General features: G+C 72.6%; 21 protein-coding genes and 1 pseudogene. 3 read left to right on the top strand and 19 right to left on the bottom strand.

Features of this window, described 5'->3' with window-relative positions:
- Positions 1 to 90: 90 nt before the first annotated feature.
- The 19 genes from pstA to MVG78_RS19010 all read right to left on the bottom strand — a co-directional run bounded on the left by pstA (position 91) and on the right by MVG78_RS19010 (position 16,011).
- Positions 91 to 984: a phosphate ABC transporter permease PstA gene (gene pstA, locus MVG78_RS19095; protein ID WP_247555683.1), complete on the bottom strand. Its 894-nt coding sequence runs from the start codon at positions 982 to 984 to the stop codon at positions 91 to 93.
- 4 nt (positions 985 to 988) lie between these two features.
- Entirely contained in the window at positions 989 to 1,849 is an 861-nt protein-coding gene (gene pstC / locus MVG78_RS19090; protein WP_247555681.1) for a phosphate ABC transporter permease subunit PstC, read from the bottom strand.
- A 213-nt stretch (positions 1,850 to 2,062) separates the two neighbouring features.
- Positions 2,063 to 3,106, bottom strand: coding sequence for a phosphate ABC transporter substrate-binding protein PstS (pstS, locus tag MVG78_RS19085; RefSeq protein ID WP_247555678.1), 1,044 nt, complete (start codon positions 3,104 to 3,106; stop codon positions 2,063 to 2,065).
- A 255-nt stretch (positions 3,107 to 3,361) separates the two neighbouring features.
- On the bottom strand, positions 3,362 to 3,895 hold the full coding sequence (locus MVG78_RS19080; RefSeq protein WP_247555660.1) for a hypothetical protein: 534 nt from the start codon (positions 3,893 to 3,895) through the stop codon (positions 3,362 to 3,364).
- Positions 3,896 to 4,014: 119 nt separating this feature from the next.
- Positions 4,015 to 4,659 (bottom strand): ABC-type transport auxiliary lipoprotein family protein, encoded by a 645-nt coding sequence (locus MVG78_RS19075; RefSeq protein ID WP_247555658.1) that lies wholly within the window; start codon positions 4,657 to 4,659, stop codon positions 4,015 to 4,017.
- Positions 4,656 to 5,699, bottom strand: a complete 1,044-nt coding sequence (locus tag MVG78_RS19070; RefSeq protein WP_247555637.1) for an MlaD family protein — start codon at positions 5,697 to 5,699, stop codon at positions 4,656 to 4,658. The genes MVG78_RS19075 and MVG78_RS19070 overlap by 4 nt, the downstream gene beginning before the upstream one ends.
- Positions 5,700 to 6,455, bottom strand: coding sequence for an ABC transporter ATP-binding protein (locus tag MVG78_RS19065; RefSeq protein WP_247555601.1), 756 nt, complete (start codon positions 6,453 to 6,455; stop codon positions 5,700 to 5,702). It abuts the gene before it with no gap.
- A 39-nt stretch (positions 6,456 to 6,494) separates the two neighbouring features.
- Positions 6,495 to 7,592, bottom strand: coding sequence for an ABC transporter permease (locus MVG78_RS19060; protein WP_247555582.1), 1,098 nt, complete (start codon positions 7,590 to 7,592; stop codon positions 6,495 to 6,497).
- Complete coding sequence (locus MVG78_RS19055) at positions 7,592 to 8,890, bottom strand: flavin monoamine oxidase family protein (protein WP_247555565.1); 1,299 nt, start codon at positions 8,888 to 8,890, stop codon at positions 7,592 to 7,594. Before MVG78_RS19055 ends, MVG78_RS19060 begins: the two co-directional genes overlap by 1 nt.
- A 134-nt stretch (positions 8,891 to 9,024) precedes the next feature.
- Positions 9,025 to 9,204, bottom strand: a complete 180-nt coding sequence (locus MVG78_RS19050) for a hypothetical protein (protein ID WP_247555562.1) — start codon at positions 9,202 to 9,204, stop codon at positions 9,025 to 9,027.
- Between the two features lie 90 nt (positions 9,205 to 9,294).
- Positions 9,295 to 9,915: an ankyrin repeat domain-containing protein gene (locus MVG78_RS19045; protein WP_247555561.1), complete on the bottom strand. Its 621-nt coding sequence runs from the start codon at positions 9,913 to 9,915 to the stop codon at positions 9,295 to 9,297.
- A gap of 90 nt (positions 9,916 to 10,005) precedes the next feature.
- Positions 10,006 to 10,377, bottom strand: coding sequence for a hypothetical protein (locus tag MVG78_RS19040; protein WP_247555558.1), 372 nt, complete (start codon positions 10,375 to 10,377; stop codon positions 10,006 to 10,008).
- Positions 10,378 to 10,465: 88 nt separating this feature from the next.
- Positions 10,466 to 11,194 carry an ABC transporter ATP-binding protein gene (locus MVG78_RS21830; protein WP_345892845.1) on the bottom strand — a complete coding sequence of 243 codons (729 nt, stop codon included), beginning with the start codon at positions 11,192 to 11,194 and terminating at the stop codon, positions 10,466 to 10,468.
- Positions 11,131 to 12,234, bottom strand: a complete 1,104-nt coding sequence (locus MVG78_RS21825) for an ABC transporter permease (RefSeq protein WP_345892844.1) — start codon at positions 12,232 to 12,234, stop codon at positions 11,131 to 11,133. The genes MVG78_RS21830 and MVG78_RS21825 overlap by 64 nt, the downstream gene beginning before the upstream one ends.
- Before the next feature lie 473 nt (positions 12,235 to 12,707).
- Positions 12,708 to 13,106 carry a DoxX family protein gene (locus tag MVG78_RS19030; protein WP_247555556.1) on the bottom strand — a complete coding sequence of 133 codons (399 nt, stop codon included), beginning with the start codon at positions 13,104 to 13,106 and terminating at the stop codon, positions 12,708 to 12,710.
- A 28-nt stretch (positions 13,107 to 13,134) separates the two neighbouring features.
- Positions 13,135 to 14,352 (bottom strand): CCA tRNA nucleotidyltransferase, encoded by a 1,218-nt coding sequence (locus MVG78_RS19025; protein WP_247555553.1) that lies wholly within the window; start codon positions 14,350 to 14,352, stop codon positions 13,135 to 13,137.
- Positions 14,353 to 14,501: 149 nt separating this feature from the next.
- Positions 14,502 to 14,771 (bottom strand): hypothetical protein, encoded by a 270-nt coding sequence (locus tag MVG78_RS19020; RefSeq protein ID WP_247555551.1) that lies wholly within the window; start codon positions 14,769 to 14,771, stop codon positions 14,502 to 14,504.
- Complete coding sequence (locus MVG78_RS19015; RefSeq protein WP_247555548.1) at positions 14,771 to 15,355, bottom strand: CoA pyrophosphatase; 585 nt, start codon at positions 15,353 to 15,355, stop codon at positions 14,771 to 14,773. Before MVG78_RS19015 ends, MVG78_RS19020 begins: the two co-directional genes overlap by 1 nt.
- 23 nt (positions 15,356 to 15,378) lie before the next feature.
- Positions 15,379 to 16,011 (bottom strand): DUF1285 domain-containing protein, encoded by a 633-nt coding sequence (locus tag MVG78_RS19010; protein ID WP_345892843.1) that lies wholly within the window; start codon positions 16,009 to 16,011, stop codon positions 15,379 to 15,381.
- Positions 16,012 to 16,149: 138 nt separating this feature from the next.
- Between MVG78_RS19010 and MVG78_RS19005 the strand changes: the two genes are divergently transcribed.
- From MVG78_RS19005 to MVG78_RS18995, 3 genes and pseudogenes are all read left to right on the top strand, one after another.
- Positions 16,150 to 17,184 carry an AAA family ATPase gene (locus MVG78_RS19005; protein WP_247555546.1) on the top strand — a complete coding sequence of 345 codons (1,035 nt, stop codon included), beginning with the start codon at positions 16,150 to 16,152 and terminating at the stop codon, positions 17,182 to 17,184.
- 4 nt (positions 17,185 to 17,188) lie between these two features.
- Positions 17,189 to 18,160, top strand: coding sequence for a DUF58 domain-containing protein (locus tag MVG78_RS19000; protein WP_247555543.1), 972 nt, complete (start codon positions 17,189 to 17,191; stop codon positions 18,158 to 18,160).
- Positions 18,157 to 18,348 (top strand): annotated as a pseudogene (locus tag MVG78_RS18995) (BatA domain-containing protein); the annotation flags it as partial. The gene MVG78_RS19000 and the pseudogene MVG78_RS18995, both read left to right, overlap by 4 nt.
- Positions 18,349 to 18,729 lie beyond the last annotated feature (381 nt).

Genomic DNA, 18,729 nt, shown 5'->3' with positions numbered 1-18,729 from the left:
GCGTGGAGGGGCGGGAGGTGTCCACCAGGCTGCTCTGGGAGGAACCCGGCATGCTGAAGTGGGTGGCGTTTCCGTTCATGGCGAAGCCTCTCAGCGCTTGGCGCGCAGCACGGTGCGGGCGACGAGGTTCAGGCCCAGAACCCCCAGGGTGATGATCAGGGCGCCGGCCCAGGCCAGGGTGACCCAGTCCTCATAGGGGGAGCCGGCATAGGCGTAGATGGTGATCGGCAGGCTCGCCATCGGCTGGGACAGGCTGACCGACCAGTTCAGGTTGCCGAGCGAGGTGAAGAGCAGCGGCGCGGTCTCGCCGGCGATGCGGGCCACGCCCAGCAGCACACCGGTGATGATGCCCGAGGCGGCGGCGCGCCAGCCCACCAGCACCACCATCTTCCACTTGGGCGAGCCCAGGCCGATCACCGCCTCGCGCAGCATGTCGGGCAGCAGGCTCAGCATGTCCTCCGTGGTGCGGACCACGACGGGGATGATGATGATGGCCAGCGCCGCCACGCCCGCCCAGCCGGAGAAGCCGCCGAAGGGCAGCACCAGGAGCTGGTAGACGAAGAGGCCGATCAGGATCGAGGGCGCGGACAGCAGCACGTCCGAGACGAAGCGCACGGCGCCGCCGAGCTTCGACCCCCGGGCATATTCCGCGAGGTAGGTGCCCACCAGCATGCCGATCGGCGTGCCCACCAGCGTGGCGAGGGCCACCTGGATCAGGCTGCCGACGATCGGGTTCAGCAGCCCGCCGCCGCTGCCGGGCGGGCGGGTCACCGTGACCAGCGTCTGCAGCGACAGGCCGTGCAGGCCGCGCAGCAGCAGGGTGAGCAGGATCGAGGCGAGGAAGAAGAGGCCCAGAAGCGTGGCGGCGATGCACAGGCCGCGGACGATCAGGTCCTGGCGGTGCCGGCTGCGGCCGAGGGCGCGCGCGACGGCGGGGTCCTTGCGTGGGCCGACATGTCCCGGGCGGGCGGCGGTGGCGCTCATCGGTTCAGGCCTTCAGGCGGGGCCGCAGCAGCCAGCGCGAAACGGCCAGCACCGCGAAGGAGATGACAAAGAGGACGAAGCCCAGCGCCAGCAGCGCGGAGAGCTTCAGGCTGCCGCTGCTGGCCTCGCCGAATTCCAGCGCGACCAGCGAGGCGATGGTGTTGCCCGGCCCGAAGAGCGAGGTGGAGATGCGGTTGGCGTTGCCGATCACGAAGGTGACGGCCATGGTCTCGCCCAGGGCGCGGCCCAGGCCCAGCATGACGCCGCCCACCACGGAGATGCGGGTATAGGGCAGGACGACGCCGCGCATCACCTCCCAGGTCGTGGCGCCGAGGCCATAGGCGCTTTCCTTGAAGACCGGCGGCACCTGCTCGAACACGTCGCGCATCGTGGCGGCGACGAAGGGCAGGATCATGATCGCCAGGATCAGCGCGGCGGTGAACAGGCCGGTGCCGAAGGGCGCGCCGGAGAAGAGCGCGCCGATGACCGGCACCTCGCCCAGCGTGTCGATGATCGGCGGCTGGATGGTGGTCGCCATGAAGGGCACGATCACGAAGAAGCCCCACATGCCGTAGATGATCGAGGGTACGGCGGCCAGCAGCTCCACCGCCACGCCGACCGGGCGGCGCATCCAGTCGGGCGCCAGCTCGGTGAGGAAGAAGGCGATGCCGAAGGCCGCGGGCACGGCCATGAGGATGGCCAGCAGCGCGGTCAGCAGCGTGCCGTAGATGGGCACGCCGCCGCCGAAGACCTCCTGCACCGGGTTCCATTCCGTCGAGGTGACGAAGGCTGCGCCAAAGGCCCGGAAGGCCGGCAGCCCGCCCAGGAACAGCTCCACGATGATGGCGCCCAGCAGCACCAGCACCAGGATGCCGGCCCCCTGGCAGAGACCCGCGAAGAGGGCATCGCCGAAGCCGGTGGTGCGCCGCGTGGCGCGGCTGGGCCGGGGGGGACCGGATCGGCGCCGACGGCGGCGCCCGCGAGGTGGGAGACGGTCTGGGACAACCTCGGGACCTTCCTCGGTCAGAAGTGCCGGAGGGGCCTCGCGGCCCCTCCGGTCATGCTCCGGTGACGGACCTTACTGGTTCCAGACGGGTTTGCCGTCCACGCTCACCTGCTTCCAGGCCTCGCGCACCTTGGCCTGCACGGTCTCGGGCAGGGGGATGTATTCGAGCTGGCGCGCCGCGTCGCCGCCATGGGTGAAGGCCCAGTCGAAGAAGCGCATCACCGCGAGGGAGCGGTCGGCCTTCTCCGGATTGGCCGGCAGCAGGATGAAGGTCGGCGAGACGATCGGCCAGGAGGCGTCGCCCTGCTGGTCGATGATGCTGGCGGCCATGCCGGGCGCGTTCCAGTTGGCATTCGCGGCGGCGGCGATGAAGCTGTCCATGGTCGGCTTCACGAACTGGCCGGCCTTGTTGCGCAACTGCACGGTGGTCAGCTTGTTCTGCGTGGCATAGGCGTTCTCGACATAGCCGATGGCGCCGCGGGTGTTGCGCACCGTGCCGGCCACGCCCTCGTTGCCGCGCGCGCCGGCACCGGCCGGCCACTTCACGGAGGTGGCTGCTCCGACCATGCTCTTCCAGTCGGGGGAGACGGCGGAGAGGTAGGAGGTGAAGACGAAGGAGGTGCCGGAGGCATCGGCGCGGTAGATCGGCGCGATGGCGACGCTGGGCAGGGTCACGCCCTTGTTCAGCTCCACCAGCTTCGGGTCGTTCCACTTGGTGATCTTACCGGCATAGATGTCGGCCAGAATCTCGCCGGTCAGCTTCAACTGGTCGATCTCGACGCCCGGCAGGTTCACGATGGGAACAACGGAGCCCATCACGGCCGGGAACTGCACCAGCTTGGCCTCGGTCAGCTGCTCCGGCGTCAGCGGCGCGTCGGAGGCACCGAAATCCACCGTGCGGTTGCGGATCTGGTTGATGCCGGCACCCGAACCCACGGACTGGTAGTTCAACTGGATGCCGATCGCCTTCGCCCCCTCGCCCCAGCGCTGGTAGACGGGATTGGGAAAGGACGCACCGGCACCGGTGATCTCGATCGTCTGGGCCAGGGCGCCGTGCGGCACGGCGGCGCTCAGCAGCGCGAGGCCGGTGAGGAGAGCGAGGGAGCGTCTGTACACCGTGCGGGGTCTCCGGAGCGGATTGTTCTTGCCGGCGGGGCAGGTATTCCCGCCGCCGAGTGCTCCCTAGCCCCGCAAGGCGACGGTCATGTTTCACTTTTGTGAAGGTTCGATGACAGACCCGGGCGGCCGCCGGTGTCTTTACCGATGGGAAAGGCTTGGCCGGCTAGGTTCGGCCATCCTGGAAGCGCAGGCCCAGGATGCGCATCTGGCCGCCCTGCCAGGAAAGGTCGAAGCCGACTCCGCCGGCATAGTTCAGCCGCGCGGCGGCATAGCGGAGATGGCTGGTGCCGATGGGTTCGCCGAGGGAGCGCAGCACATGCTGGGATGGGAGGGGAGGCGAGCGGCGCAGTTGCAGCCAGGCACCGACGGATTTGGGTCATTCCAGCCCGCCACCATGTCCCCCGCCATGTCCGCGAGCCAGTTCCGGGCCGTGGGCGAAAGGTCCTCCGCATCGGCCCGGAGCAGGAATTCCCGCCACAGATTACCCCGGAGGCTGGGCTGGTTGGCCATCTGCAACAGCGTGGCGCCATCCGCATGCCGCAGCTTCGCGGCGAAGTCCCGCGCCATGATCCAGGACGGCGCGACGAGTCCGATGCCGAAAACCAGCAACAGGGCGATCAGCAGCGGGAACAGCAGGCTACGCCGGCCCTGGTCCCGCCGGAGTGGCAGGGTCTTCCCGGCCGGGACCGGCTTGGGCAGCAGGCCGCGCGCCATGCCCCGGCGGTGGTCGTATTCCGACCAGACCTCGTTCCAGTCCTCGTCTCTGTCCGGGCCATCAAACGGCATGGGGCGACCCCTGAAACACCCGCCTCAACGTGCCATCCTGGCCGAAGATTGACGGATGTCTAGGTATTCGTGAACACCGTCCTGCTTAGTTAACCCACAGTTGTATTAATAGATGATTACTATCTTAACGAGATCAAAATCTGTTGTTCGAGCTGGGCGAAAGCCCCCGCCAGCGCCTCCACCATCGCCCGGGCCTGCGGCTCCGGACGCAGCGGCCGCTCCGGCGGCAGGGGGGCGGTCCCGGACACGGTGAACTGGCGCACGGCGCGGCGGTCCAGAGTCCCTTCGCGGAGCAGCACCGCGGAAAGGCTGGCCCGGGCCAGGCCCTGGCCAAGATCGGCATGCAGGGCGGTCAGCTCGGTTTCCAGCACCAGATCGCTGTTCGCGCGCGTGCCAGGGGCCAGCACCGCGGCGAACAGGCCCGAGGCGGTGAGCCAGCGGCGCAGTGCCTCGTCCATCGCCTCGGCCGGTGGCGCGACCCATTCGGCGTAGTATTCGACACGCACCGTGCCGTCCGGATTGATGGAGCGCAGCAGGCGCCCCTCCGTCCCCGGTGCCGCGCGCGCCAGGCGGACCAGGACCGTCTGCCGTCCGAAGCCGCGCACGGGCGGACCGGAGCGCACGGGATCGAGCCGGAAGCGCAGCGGCTCCACATAAGGGCGGCTCTGCAGCGCGGAGCAGCCGGGCAGGGCCAGCAGCCCGGCCAGCACCAGCCGGCGGCCCAGCGGGAGAGTGAGCGGGGTAGGTCGGTTGGGACCGTTCATCGGCTGCGCTCCGTGGCCCAGGCGGGTGGCGGTGGCGGCGCGCCCAGGATCGCCTGGGAGGGCGCGCGGCGCAGGGTCTCGGTCGTATCGCGCAGGTTGGCGGCCACCGCCCCCAGGTCGCGCAGGATCGGCTGCAGGTCGGCGTTCACGTCGCTGGTCGTATGGCCCGCCGTGCGCGCCGTGCGCTCCAGCGCGCTGATCACCGCCGGCAGCTTCTGCATCGAGGCGTTGAGCTGTGCGGCGGCGTCGCGGGTGGACCGCAGCGTCGCCTGCATCTCCGGCCCCGCCACGGTGCGGCGCAGATCCGCCACGGCGCCGCGGATGTCCTTCACCATCCCCTGGATGTCCGTGCTGTCCAGGGTCTGGCGCAACGTGCCGGCCATGGCCGAGACATCGGCCAGGGTCTTCGCCAGGTCGCCGCTGCTGGTCTGCCGGTGGACATCCGCCAGCACGCCGTCGAGATTGTTCATGATGTCCTCCAGCGGCAGGCCCTGGAGGCGGTTCAGCAGGTTCTGCGCGGCATCCTGCACCTGCGCCACGGTGGAGGGGATGGAGGGGATCACCGGATGCTCCGGCGTCCAGGGCAGCTTCTCCACCGGGAAACGCTCGGGGTTCTCGAAATCCATCTCGATATAGGAGCCGCCGGTCAGGCCGGCGCTCGACAGGCGCGTGCGCAGGCCGAAGCCGACCGCGCGCTCGGGATCGGCACCTTCCGGGCCCAGCCGGTCCTGGTCGATGGCAAAGCGCACGACGACGAGCTGGAAGGCCGCCTGGAAGGGCCGCCCCTCCGGGTTGCGGTAGATGGAGTTGACCAGGGTGATCTCGGTGACGCGGCCGAGCTGCACGCCGCGGTAGCGCACCGGCGCGCCGACATCGAGGCCCTGCACGCTTTCCCGGAAATAGGTCTCGAAGATCTCGGAATGGCGGTTGAGCCGTCCGGCGGTGAAGAACATCACGAAGCCGACCGCTAGCGCGATCCCCGCCAGGATCAGCAGCCCGACCCGCAGATAGAGGCCGGAGCCTCGCCCGGGCGCGGCCATCTACTCGGCCTCCCGGCGGAAGAAGTGGCGGACGGTGTCGTTGGGCGGGTCGTCGCGCAGGTCGCCGGGGCGGCCTTCCGCGATCATGCCCTTGGCGGCCTTGTCCAGCATGATGCAGCGATCACCGATGTTCAGGATGGATTGCAGCTCGTGCGTCACGACCACGAAGGTCGTGCCGAGGTCGCGGGCGAAGTCCTTGATGAGCTGGTCGAGCCCCGCGGAGGTGATCGGGTCGAGCCCCGCCGAGGGCTCATCGAGGAAGAGCAGCGGCGGGTCGAGCGCCATGGCCCGGGCAATGCCGGCGCGCTTGGCCATGCCGCCCGAGATCTCGGCCGGCAGCCGGTTCGCCGCCTCGCTGAGCCCCACCAGGCCGAGCTTGGTGCGGGCGATCTCCGCCCGGCCCTCCGGCGGCAGGTCGGTATGGGCCTCCAGAGGCAGCATCACATTCTCCAGCAGGGTCATCGAGCCGAAGAGGGCGCCCGATTGCCACATCACGCCGAGCCGGCTCAGCAGCGTCCGGCGCGCGGCGCCCTCCGCCGCCAGCATGTCCGTGCCCAGGATCTCGATCCGCCCCTCGCTGGGCGGCATCAACCCGATCAGCAGCTTGAGCAGGGTGGACTTGCCGCAGCCGGAGCCGCCCAGGATCACGAAGACCTCGCCGCGCCGGACATCGAAGCTCACATCCTGGAACAGCAGGTTGGAGCCGAAGCGCATGGCGATGTCCCGCGCCCGGATCACCGTCTCCGCGCGCCCCATGGCGGCCGTTCCTTCCGGTGCCGTCTGTTCCACCATCGATCAGAAGCCCAGGCGGTAGAAGAGGATGGCGAAGAGGCCGTCGAGCACCACGATGGCCACGATGCCGCCGACCACCGCCGCCGTGGCGGCGTCGCCCACCGCGCGCGGCCCCCGCCCGGCCGTCAGCCCGGCGCGGCAGCCGATGCCGGCGATGACCAGGCCAAAGACCGCCGCCTTGAGCAGCCCCTGCAGCAGGTCGCTCAGCACCACGCCCTGCGCCACCTGGTTGACGGTGAAGACCAGCGGATAGCCCAGGCTGAGCATCACGCCCGTCATGCCGATCAGCCCCGACAGGTTCATCAGCAGGGTCATCACCGGCATCACCACCAGCCCGGCGATCAGGCGCGGGAGCACCAGCATCACCATCGGGTCGATGCCCATGATGCGGAGCGCGTCCACCTCCTCGTTCACCGTCATGGTGCCGAGCTCGGCGGCATAGGCCGAGCCGGTGCGGCCGGCCAGGATCACCCCGGCCAGGAGCGGGCCGAGTTCGCGCAGCAGGGAGATCCCGACCATGCGGGGGATGAAGGTCTCCGCCCCGAACTGTCGCAGCGGGGCGGCGGACTGGAAGGCCAGGATCAGGCCGATCAGCACGCCCAGCAGGGCGACCAAGGGGAAGGATCGCGTCCCGGCCTCGTCGAGATGGCGCAGCAGCTCCGACGGGCGGAGCTGGCGGCGGCGGCGGAAGGCGCTCACCAGCGTGGTGGCGGCCTCGCCCAGGAAGGCGATGCGGATCAGCATCGCCCGCCACACGCCCACGCCCCAGGAGCCCAACGCCGGGATCAGCGGCAGGGGCGGCGCGTCCGGGCGGGGCTCCGGCTGTTCCCGCGCCAGCCGCACCCGTTCCAGCACGGCGGCGACCGGGCGGCTGGCGCCCTCGAAGCTCTCGCAGGCCCCGGCCGCGCGCAGCAGCAGCGTGGCGCCGCCCGTGTCGATCGTCCCGACGCCGGACAGGTCCACATGCCGCACCCCCTGGGCCTCGCCGGGCAGGTGGTTCCAGAAGGGGGCCACCGTTTCCGTGGTCAGGTCCCCCGAAACCCGCAGTGTCCCGCCCTCCGTCTCGAAGGAGGGCGCGCCGGTCTCCGTCCCGCCCGCCATCAGCCGGCCCCCGGCGACAGGGTTCCGGCGATCGTCGCGGCCGCGGCCTCGCCGGTTTCCCAGGCGCCGCCGACGGTGCCGGCCTGATCGGGGTGGCAGTGCTCGCCGGCCAGGACCAGGCGCCCATCCGCCAGCGGAGCGGACAGGGCCGCGCGCGCGCCGGCCGCGCCGGGCCGGGCATAGCTGTAGGCCCCGCGCGAGAAGGGGTCGGCGCCCCAGCGGCTGACCAGGGCGCGGTCCCAGTCGATGGCCCGCCGTGCCCGGCTGCCATAGAGCCGCGCCAGCTCCTCCCGGGCATGGGCGAGCTGGGCGGCCGGCCCCTCACGCTCCAGCGCCCAGGCATGATCGCCGCCCAGGAAGCCCTCCAGATGCGGCCGGCCGAAGGGCCAGGCCACGAAGGTCATGCGGGTCTCGCCTTCCGTGACACGACGCTCGGCCCCTCCGAAGGGCGGCAGGTCCAGCCGGTCCTCGCCATGGGCCGGCAGGATGAACTTGGTCAGCAGCCCGAGCGGCAGGCCCCGCAGCGCCTCCTGGTATCCCGGCGGCAGGGGCGGGTCGAAGCACAGCGCTTCGGCGGCCAGGAGGCTGGCCGGCAGGGTCACGATGGCCGCCCGGCCCTCCAGCACGCCGCGCGGCCCCTCGGCGCGGATGCCGGTGCCGGACCAGCACAGCCGCTCCACGGGCCAGCCGGTGAGGATCGGCAGGCCCTGTGCCAAGGTGGTCAGCAGCGTGCCGAAGCCGGGTTCGGGCAGGAGGTTGGGCGGTTCCAACTGGTTGCGCAGGAAATCCTCCACCCCCATGTCGCGCGGCTCCGCCGCGGCGATGGTCTGGCCCTCCCAGGCCGCGATGCTGGCATCCCAGGGGCCACCACGCGGCGCCACTTCGGCCAGGGCGGGGTCCGGCTCCCGCGGAGCGGCCCGCACGGCCTCCATCCACCGGTCATAGGCCGCGTCGAATTCCGCCTGTTCCGCCTCGGTTGCCCAGCGCCCCGTGCCGGGGGCATCGCCGGCCTGATCCAGATAGAGTCGGTGGAGGCGATGGTCGTCGTGGTTCAGCAGCCGGAAGCCCAGATCCCGTGCCAGGGCCGTCAGCGGGTTCCGGGATGCCGCGTGCAGCCAGGTGGCGCCGAGATCCACCGGCCAGCCGAAGCCGTGATCGGTCAGTGCCCGGCCACCGGCGCGGTCCCGCGCCTCCAGCACGGTGCAGCTCAACCCCCGCGCGAGGCAGGCGCGCGCCGCCGCGAGGCCGGCCGCGCCGGCGCCGAGGATCAGGACGTCAGGATGGCTCGGAGGGGACATTACATACATGGATGTACGTCAGCCTGCCCCAGCCGCCAATCCACCTTGCGGTCCAGGCGACCCACGAATGCCTGAGGTGTGATGCGCCCGCCCCGCATGCCGGGAGATGTCCGGACGGGTGGGTGGCCCAGGGGTCAGGTCTTCTTCGCGCGCCGGCGCTTCGTCCGGGGCGCGGAGGGTTTCGGCGCGGGGGACAGGGCGGTGCGCATGGCCTTGCTGCTCTGCTGGCGCCAGGCATGGGCGAAATGGCCCTGCCACCAGCCGATGGTGCGGTTGGCGGCACTCAGCCAGAGGCTCATCGGGGTGCCCTTCATGCGGCCCGCGTCCTTGTTTCCGGAAACGGGCCGAGGCCCGGTGCGGGGAAAAGCCCGCGCCGGCCGATGGGTTTCGCCGGAGGGGCGGAATCAGCCGCCGCGGCCGTCGAAGCCCAGGAAGCCGGCTTCCGGCCGGGGCGTGCCGCCATTGCCCGCCGGGGCCCGTCCGCCAGGCGCCTGCTCGGCGGTGCGGGTCGGGCGGGGGCTGGAGGCGCTGTCCGGGCTGCGCCCGCGCGCGGCCTCGCGCGGCGCGGCGGAGCGGGAGGGGCCGGAACGCGGCGCGGCAGCCTCGCGCGGCGGCGGGGAGGACGGGCCACTGGGCCGGAAGGAGGCGCGGGCCGAGAGCAGGTAGAAGGCGATGTCGTTGCGGCCCCGGTCCACCGCCGCGTCGATCGGCGTCAGGCCCAGGACGTTCCGCGCCTCCAGATCGGCGCCGCGCGAGACGGCGTCGCGGGCGGCGGCCATGTCGCCCCGGGTGATGGCGTCGAATAATTCGTCATTCGGCGACATGCTGGCGACGGGCTTGTCCGACGGGATCGCGCCGCCAGGGCCGTTGCCGGCGCCAGGCAGGGGCGGGGGCGCCATCGCTGGCGCCGCGCCCGGGGTGTTGGGCTGCAACGGGCCGCGTGGGCGGGTCGGATCGAATTGCGCCTGCGCGGCCGCGGCAGGCAGCAGCAGGGTGGCGAGGCTGGCGAGGAGCAGGCGGCGCATAATGCGTGCCTGTCTAGCGGGCAGAGCGGCATTCTGCCAGCGGGGAAATTCCCGCGGTGACATTCAGGCGGGGCGGGGGGGCGGCCGCCCTTAGGCGCAGCCGTCGCCCCGGTAGGTGAAGTCCTCCACCCGGTCGGCCCGCAGGGCGAAGGTGACGTTGCAGGTCACCGGCGCCCAGACCGTGGTGGGCGGCCCCCAGACGCCGCCCCAGCCGAAGGGACGCCCGCCATAGCCGAAACCGCCGCCCCAGAAGGGGTCGCCGGGCATGGCGGTCAGGCGCTGGCTCTGGAATTCGAGGAACTTCCGCCCATCCGCCTCATAGGTCCGCACCGGCACGCCCAGGGTGGAGACGAGCTGGCCCTCCGACTGCCCCACCAGCGGCGACAGCCGCTGCGCCAGGGTCGGTCCTGGCGCGGCACAGGCTGTGGCGAGCAGGGGCAGCGCGAGGAGGAGGCGTTTCATGGCACTTTCAAGATAGCGTGGCCCTGGGGCGGGAAAAGAGGCATCCCGCCCCCGCCCGGGGGGATTTTCCCAAACGGGTTCCGGCGGATCAGGCCGCCACGAAGCTCTGCGTCCGCACCAGCCGGGCATAGAGCCCGTCCCGCCGCATCAACTCGGCATGCGTGCCCTGTTCCGCAACGCGGCCTCCCTCCATCGCCACGATCAGGTCGGCATCCCGCACGGTGGACAGGCGATGCGCCACCACCAGCGTGGTGCGCCCGGCCCGCAGCCGGGCGATGGCCTCCTGCACCGCCGCCTCGTTTTCCGCGTCCAGGGCGCTGGTCGCCTCGTCCAGCAGCAGCACGCGCGGGTTGCGCAGCAGGGCGCGGGCCAGGGAGATGCGCTGCTTCTGCCCGCCCGAAAGGCGTGAGCCCCCCGGGCCCAGCACCGTGTCATAGCCCTGCGGCAGCGCCGTCAGGAAGCCATGCGCGGCGGCGGCGCGGGCGGCCTCCTCCACCTCCGCGCGGGTCGCGCCCGGGCGGCCGCTGGCGATGTTGCTGAAGGCGGTGTCGTCGAAGATCACCGCATCCTGCCCGACATAGGCAATGGCGTCGCGCAGGCTGGCGAGCGAGACCTCCCGCACATCCGCCCCGTCCAGCGTCACCCGGCCGGCGGTCACGTCATAGAGGCGCGGCAGCAGGGCCAGGGCGGTGGACTTGCCGGCGCCGGAGGGTCCGACCAGCGCCAGCGTCCGCCCGGGCTCGGCCACGAAGCTCACCCCGCGCAGCGCCGCGTCGGCACCGCCCTCATAGGCGAAGGCGACATCGGCGAATTCCACCCGGCCATGCCCGGGGGCAGGGCGGGCGCCCCGGCCGGGGAGGTGATGCGCGGCTTCGTGTCCATCACGGCGAAGACCCGCGACAGCCCGGCCAGCCCCTCCTGCAGCGCCGCGTTCAGCGAGCCCAGCGCGCGCACAGGGCGGGAGGCGATGAGCAGAGCGGCGACGAAGCCGGTGAACTGCCCGACCGTGCCGATGCCCTGGGAGACGCGCCAGCCGACCACGGCCAGGATGGCGGCCACGGCCACGCCGCCGATGGCCTCCAGCATCGGATCGAGGCTGGAGCGGATGCGGTTGATGCCCATCAATGCGGCGCGGAGCTGGGCGAAGGCGCCACGCGCCCGGGCCTCCTCGCTCTCCTCCAGACGGTAGGTGCGGACCACGCGGGCAGCGGAGAAGGATTCCGTCAGCGTCGCCGCCAGTTCCCCCACCCGGTCCTGCATGCCGCCGGAGGCGCGGCGGATGCGCTTGCCGAGCCGCAGCACCGGCACCACCGCGACCGGGTAGAGCAGCGCCGCCACCAGCGTCATCTGCCAGTCCAGCCAGACCATCGAGCCAACCAGCCCGACCACGGTCAGCAGGTCCGCCACGCCGTTGATCGCCTTGGTCAGCGCCTCGCGGATCGCCTGGGCATCGGCGGTGAAGCGGGCGGCGTGGCGGGCCGGCGCCTCCCGCGCCACGACAGCCAGGTCGGCGCGGGTGAGGGCGCGGAACAGGTCATTCTGTACCGACTCGATCACCCGCAGCACCACGGCCTGCACGGAGACCGCCTGCCCGTACTGCGCCAGTGCCTTGAAGCAGGTCAGCAGGATGATGGCCGGCGGCGCCAGCCAGGTGATCCGCGGGTCGCCGCTGGTGAACAGGTCGAAGGCCTGCTGGATCACGACGGGATAGAGCGCCGTCAGCCCCGCCACCGCGCCGGTGCAGAGGATCGCCACCAGGATGCCGCGTGGATGGTGGCGCACATAGTCGCGCCACAGCCGCCGGGTCAGGGCGCGGGTGGTCTCGGCGGAAATCGGGGGATGCTTGGGGCGGGCCATGTCGCCAGGGGGATTAGAGCGGATCGCCGCCGGGTGGTATCGCCCTTCTGCGCGGAGGCGAAATGCCGGGGGCGCGCCGGAACACTGTCCGGCAACACTGTCCGGCCTGGCGCTGTCCCGGGGGCAAGGCGCTGCCTTTCCCCCGGACCCCCTATCCGCCAGGACCCTGAGGGTCCTGGACCTCCCATTCGCTGTTGCTGACCGCGGCCCGATCACGCCGGAGAGCATCGCTCTCCGGCGGCTGCGGGTGCCACCAGCGCGGGGAAGATGTTTTCCTTCTTTTCGGGAGCCCCGCCGATCCACCTGCGCCCAGGGGTCGAACCACAGAGTAACGGCAGCCATGGGAGCCCACGAAAGCCCGGGGTCCGGGGACCGGCTTCGGTCCCCGGCGGAGAGGGGGGCCGGCGGGAGAGGCGGCGCCTCTCCCCCGGGGCAGCCACGAAGCGCATGGCCCGCCGGGGGAGGGAGCGCGGCTAGACCCGGTTGCGGGCGGCGTCCACCGACCAGGCACCGCCACCGGCCACGAAGAGGTAGAGGAAGATGAAGCAGAACAGCACGGCGGCATCGCCCCCGTTCACGGCGGGGAAGAAGCTCTTCGGGAAATGCGCGATGAAATAGGCGAAGGCCATCTCGCCGGCGCAGATGAAGGCCACGATGCGGGTGAAGAGGCCCATCGTCAGCAGCACACCGCCGACCAGCTCGATCACCGCCGCGAACCAGCCCATGGTGAAGGCTGCGGGCATGTACTGCGGCGCCGGGAAGCCGAAGAGCTTCTGCGTGCCATGGGCCAGGAACAGCAGCGCGGCCATGATCCGCAGCACCGAAAGCATGCGAGGGGCCCAGCTCGGGGCGAAGACGTCGTCCTGGGGCATGGAAGGCTCTCTGACGGTGGAGGGGCGCTTATGCGCGCCCTTGGCCGGACGGCCAGTGGCCTTCCGTGATATCCTTCATCAGTTCCGTCAATCGCGCGCGGCAGGCCCCGGCATCCGCCCGGCAGCCTCCCTCTCGCCACCAGTCCTCCACCGCCCGCAGCATCCGCCCGAGCTGTGGCCCCGGCGGCACACCCATGGCCAGGGCGTCGCGGCCCTGGAGCGGGAATCGGGGAACCGGCATCGCCGCCATCCGCGCCCGCAGGGCCGAGCGGTCCCGCCCGTCGCGCAACTCGGCCAGCCAGGCCTCGCGGAGTGGCGCCCCGGCGTCCCCGGGCCGGGACAGCCAGCGGCGCAGGGCGTCGTCGTCCGGCGCCGGCTCCACCGGGAAGGTCTGGTCCACCAGCCCGGCCAGCACGTCCCGCTCCTCGTTGGAGAAGCGCAGGCGCCGCGCAATCCGCACGCCGGCACCGCGCGCCGCGGGGGAGAGCAGGGCGGCGAGGCGCAGCACCGGGTCGGGCGGCAGGCCGGCTCCGATGCCGTGCCGCAGGGCGGCGATGCGGTCCGCCATCGTGGCCAGTTCAGAGGGGGAGGGCACCGCCTCGGGCAGGATCGCGGCCAGCACGCCGGAATCCAGCATCGGCAGCAGCGCGCCGGTGGGGTCGGGCGCGGCCAGGAGACGCTTCAGCTCGCTCCAGACCCGCTCGGCGGACAGGCGCGCCAGCCCCGGCACCGCCTCGCGGATCGCCGCCAGCGCCGCCGCATCCGGCGCGCCGGTGCCGTAGCGGGCCTGGAAGCGGAAGAAGCGCAGGGCGCGCAGGTAGTCCTCCCGCAGCCGCGTCGCCGGGTCGCCCACGAAGCGCACCACCCCGGCGGCGAGGTCCGTCCGCCCGCCGAACCAGTCCCAGAGGTTCCCCTCCGCATCCATCGACATGGCGTTGATGGTGAAGTCGCGGCGGGCCGCGTCCTCGCGCCAGTCGGCGGTCCATTCCACCTCGGCATGGCGGCCGTCGGTGGTGACGTCGCGGCGCAGGCTGGTCACCTCCACCGGCTCCCCGCCGCCGATGGCGGTCACGGTGCCATGGGCGAGGCCGGTCTCCACCACCTTCAGCCCGGCGGAGCGCAGCAGAGGCACGGCCTCCCCGGGCGGCAGGGGCACGCCGACATCCACATCGGCGATCGGCCGCCCCGCCAGCGCGTCGCGCACACAGCCGCCCACGGCGCGCGAGCCCGGCAGCGCCCGCAGCACTGCCAGGGGGCGCCCCGGGTCAGCCGTTCCGGGGGCGGCACCCGCGCATGCGGGGCATCGCCGGGTGCTCCGGGAGGCGCTTCGGGGAGGATCGAATCAGGCGGGCGCATGGGAGGCTCCGGTCCGTCCGGATGGTGGGTGAGGGGGCGCTAGCGCGGCGGCCCGGCATGGCCACGTTCGATCCGGCCATCCGGCGCGAGCCTCGCCGGCACATAGGTGCTGCCCTGTTCCATCCGGCGGGACAGGCCATAGGCCACCAGCCCCGCCACCGCCAGGGCCAGCCCGGCCCCGGCCAGGGCGAGGAAGGGCCAGGGCAGGTCCGGCTGTCCCGGCACCCCGCGCGGCCGGAGCTGGCGCCAGAGCAGGAAGCCGGCGAAGGGCGCCAGGAAGAGCAGAAGGGGGACGAGGCGAAGCAGCATCAGCCGCGCAGGACCAAAGCGAGGTTGCGCAGGATCGCCGCCGTGGCGCCCCAGACGAGGTGCCGCTCATGCGGCCAGACCCAGAAGGCGCGCTCCCGCCCCTCGACGAGGCGGTTCCGCCGTTCCGGCTGCGCCGGGTCGAGCAGGCGGGCCACCGGGTATTCGAAGATCTCCGCCACTTCCGAAGGGTCCGGCGTCACGGTGAAGGGCGGGTGCAGCAGGGCCACCACCGGCACGACGTGATAGCCCGTGCCGGTCACATGCGGCGGCAGCCGGCCCAGGAGGTGCGGCAGGCGCGGGTCGAGCCCGACCTCCTCGGCGGCCTCGCGCAGGGCGGCGGCCTCGGGCGTCTCGCCTGCCTCGATCCGCCCACCGGGCAGCGCCACCTGCCCGGCATGGGCGGAGAGCGTGGCCGCGCGCAGGGTCAGCATCACCGAGGGGGCCTCGCCGAGCAACACGGGCACCAGGACGGCGGCGCGGCGCAGGCCGGTCCCGGGTTCGGTCTCCTCGGGCGGGGGCGGCGCGTCCAGCTCCTCGGGCAGGCCAGTGCTGTCGGGCGTGGTGCTGGGATAGAGGGGCGGCATCCGCCCCGGCGCCAGGGCCGCCGTCAGGCGGCGGGCGATCTCCCGGGCGGAAGGGGAGGGCGGGAGGGGGCCGGCAAGCCATCATCCATCACCCGGCGGGGCTGTCCTCGTCCCAGCCATCCTCTCAATTCGCCCGCCTCTTCCTCCGGATGGTCGCCCACCGGGAAGAACATACCCTTGCTCCAGACGCCAAGCACGCGGCGGCCGTCGATCACCTCGGTCTCGGCCAGGGCGACCATCTCGTAGAAGACGGGGCGGCTGATGCGGGCCTCCAGCCCGGGGCGGATCAGCACATAGGGGCTGGGCTCGCCGGTCTCGGGGTCTGTCTCCACGCGGATCGGGTGCTCCGGCCCGGCGGTCACCACCTCGTCCAGGTTGGTGCGGAAGCTCACGCATTGCAGCTTCACGCCATGGCCCTCGCAGTCGCAGTCCCGCCAGCACATCTCGACCGCCACGAAGGGGGCGTCGTCCACCGCGATCCGCCCCCGTTCGGCGGGCGTCTCCAGGACATAGCCGCCATCGGGCAGGCGCTTGAGAACACTGGCGAAAAGGCAGACCAGCTCCTTCCGTCCGATCGGCGATCCGCGATAATGCCAGGTGCCGTCGCGGGCGATCCTCATGTCGAAATCGCCGCAGTCCCGCTTACGGAATGTCACCGGGGGTAGCGGTTTCGTTGTTTCCTCGCGCGCCGCTAGGGTCATAGGCTGATCCATGCCGTGACGACTGAACATCCACAGCCGGAAAGGTCCGTCCAACCTTGCCCGGCGGGGGTGCATATAGGGAGAGGGGAAGGCATGGTGGAAGTGGTGCACGGCGATCCCCGCTCGCAAAATGGCGAGGACGGTGCCGCGCTGATGGCGCAGGCGGAGATATTGGCCGACCGGCTGGGCCGGGCGCGCGAGGCCGTGGGGCGGGTGATCCTGGGCCAGGAGGAGGTGGTGGAGCAGGTGCTCACCAGCCTGATCTCCGGCGGCCATGTGCTGCTGGTGGGCGTGCCGGGCCTCGGCAAGACCAAGCTGGTGGAGACCCTGGCCATCGTGCTGGGCATGGATGCCCGGCGGGTGCAGTTCACCCCGGACCTGATGCCGGCCGACATCCTGGGCTCCGAGGTGCTGGAGGAGGCCCATGAGGGAGAGAACCGCGGCCGCCGCGCCTTCCGCTTCATCAAGGGGCCGGTCTTCTGCCAGTTGCTGATGGCGGACGAGATCAACCGCGCCTCGCCCCGCACCCAGTCCGCCCTGCTCCAGGCGATGCAGGAGCGGAAGGTGGCCGTGGCCGGCCAGGTGATGGACCTGCCCTCGCCCTTCCATGTGCTGGCCACGCAGAACCCGATCGAGCAGGAGGGCACCTATCCCCTGCCGGAGGCGCAGCTCGACCGCTTCCTGATGGAGGTCGAGGTCGGCTACCCGGATGCCGCCGCCGAGCGGGCCATGCTGCTCGCCACCACCGGCGCGGCGGAGGAGAAGGCGGTCGCCGTGCTCTCGCCGGGCGAGCTGCTGGCCGCGCAGGCGCTGGTGCGCCGCATCCCCGTGGGCGAGAAGGTGCTGGACGCGATCCTGGACCTGGTGCGGGGCGCCCGGCCCGGCCCGGAGGGCGGCGAGATCAGCCGTCACCTCGCCTATGGCCCCGGCCCGCGCGCCGCCCAGGCGCTGATGCTGGCCACCCGCGCCCGGGCGCTGCTGGACGGGCGGCTTTCCCCCTCGCTGGACGATGTGGCGGCGCTCTGCGAGCCGGTGCTGCGGCACCGCCTCGCGCTCAGCTTCGCCGCGCGGGCGGATGGGGTCCGGCTGCCGGAGGTGATCGCCGCCCTGCGCGCCGGGATCGGCTGACCGGGTGGCGTTCGGCCTGTTCCGCTCCGGAAGCCCCGCCTCAGGGGGCAACGGCCCCAGCCCCGGACGGGACCCCGGTGGGCGCCATGCCGCCGCCACGGACCGTGCCGCCCGCGCCGAGGTCGCCGCCGGGGCGCTGCCGCCGCTGCTGGTCGCCGCCGAGCGCGTCGCCGCCACGGTGATGCAGGGCGTGCACGGCCGCCGCCGCCCGGGGCAGGGCGACGCCTTCTGGCAGTTCCGCCCCTTCGTCACCGGCGACAGCGTGACGCGCATGGACTGGCGGCAGAGCGCCAAGGCCGACCGGCTCTTCGTGCGGGAGACGGAATGGGAGGCCGCCCAGACCGTTGGCCTCTGGCGCGACGCGGGGCCGGGCATGGACTGGTCCGGCAGCCCCGGCCGCATCACGAAGCGGGAGCGGGCGGAGCTTCTGCTGCTGGCCCTGGGGGCCCTGCTGCTGCGCGGCGGCGAGCGGCTGCGCCTTTTCGGCGACGGGCGCGGCCCCGTCCGTACCCTGGCGGGGCGCGGTGCCCTGCCGGTCCTGGCCGAGGCACTGTCGCGCCACACCGGCCCGCCGCGCGACCAGCGCCTGCCGCGCCACGCCCGCGCCGTGCTGTTCGGCGATTTCCTGGCACCGCTGGAGGAAACGCGGAGCGCCGTCTCGGCCCTGGCGGCACAGGGCGTGCATGGCCATCTGGTGCAGGTGCTCGATCCGGCGGAGGAAAGCCTGCCCTTTGCCGGACGGGTGCGGTTCGAGGCCCTGTCCGGAGGTGACGCCACGCTGGTCCCGCGCGTCGAAGGTATCCGCGATCTCTATGCCGAGCGCCTGGCGGCGCATCGCGACGGCCTGGCCACCATCGCCCGCGCCGCCGGCTGGAACCTGCTCGTCCACCGCACCGACCAGCCGCCGGAGGCAGCACTCCTCGCCCTCTGGCAGGCCCTGGCTCCGATCCGGGGCGGAGGGCGGGGCGGCGCATGAATTTCGGTCCCCTGCTCTTCGCCGCCCCCTGGCTGCTGCTCGCCCTGCCGGCCCTGCCGCTGCTCTGGTGGCTGCTGCGCGTCACGCCGCCTTCCCCGAGGCGGCAATCCTTCCCGCCCACGCGCCTGCTGCGCGACCTGCCGGTGGCGGAGGAGACGCCCGCCCGTACTCCCTGGTGGCTGCTGCTCCTGCGCCTCGCCGCGGCGGCGCTGATCGTGCTGGGGCTTGCGCGGCCGATCTGGGACGCGGCGGCGGGGGCGGGCGGGCAGGGGCCGCTGCTGATCGCCATCGACAATGGCTGGCCCTCGGCCGCCGACTGGCCGCAGCGCATGGCCACGGCCCGCGCGGCGCTGGAGGCGGCGGGGCGCGACGACCGCCCGGCCGCCCTGCTCGCCACCACGCCCTCCCCGGACGGGCAGCCCCCGGCGCCCACCGCACCGATGCCGGCGCGGGAGGCCGCGACCCGCCTCGCCGCGCTGCGGCCGCAGCCCTGGGCGCCGGACCGCGCGGCAGCGGCCGCGGCCCTGGCCTCCTGGCGGCAGGCGAATGGCGGGCAGGCTGCCTCGCTC

Origin of the sequence: Roseomonas gilardii subsp. gilardii (genome assembly GCF_023078375.1) — a bacterium.
Lineage (GTDB): Bacteria > Pseudomonadota > Alphaproteobacteria > Acetobacterales > Acetobacteraceae > Roseomonas > Roseomonas gilardii.
The sequence above is the reverse complement of the archived record's forward strand: the minus strand, read 5'-3'. Positions and strand labels throughout refer to the sequence as shown.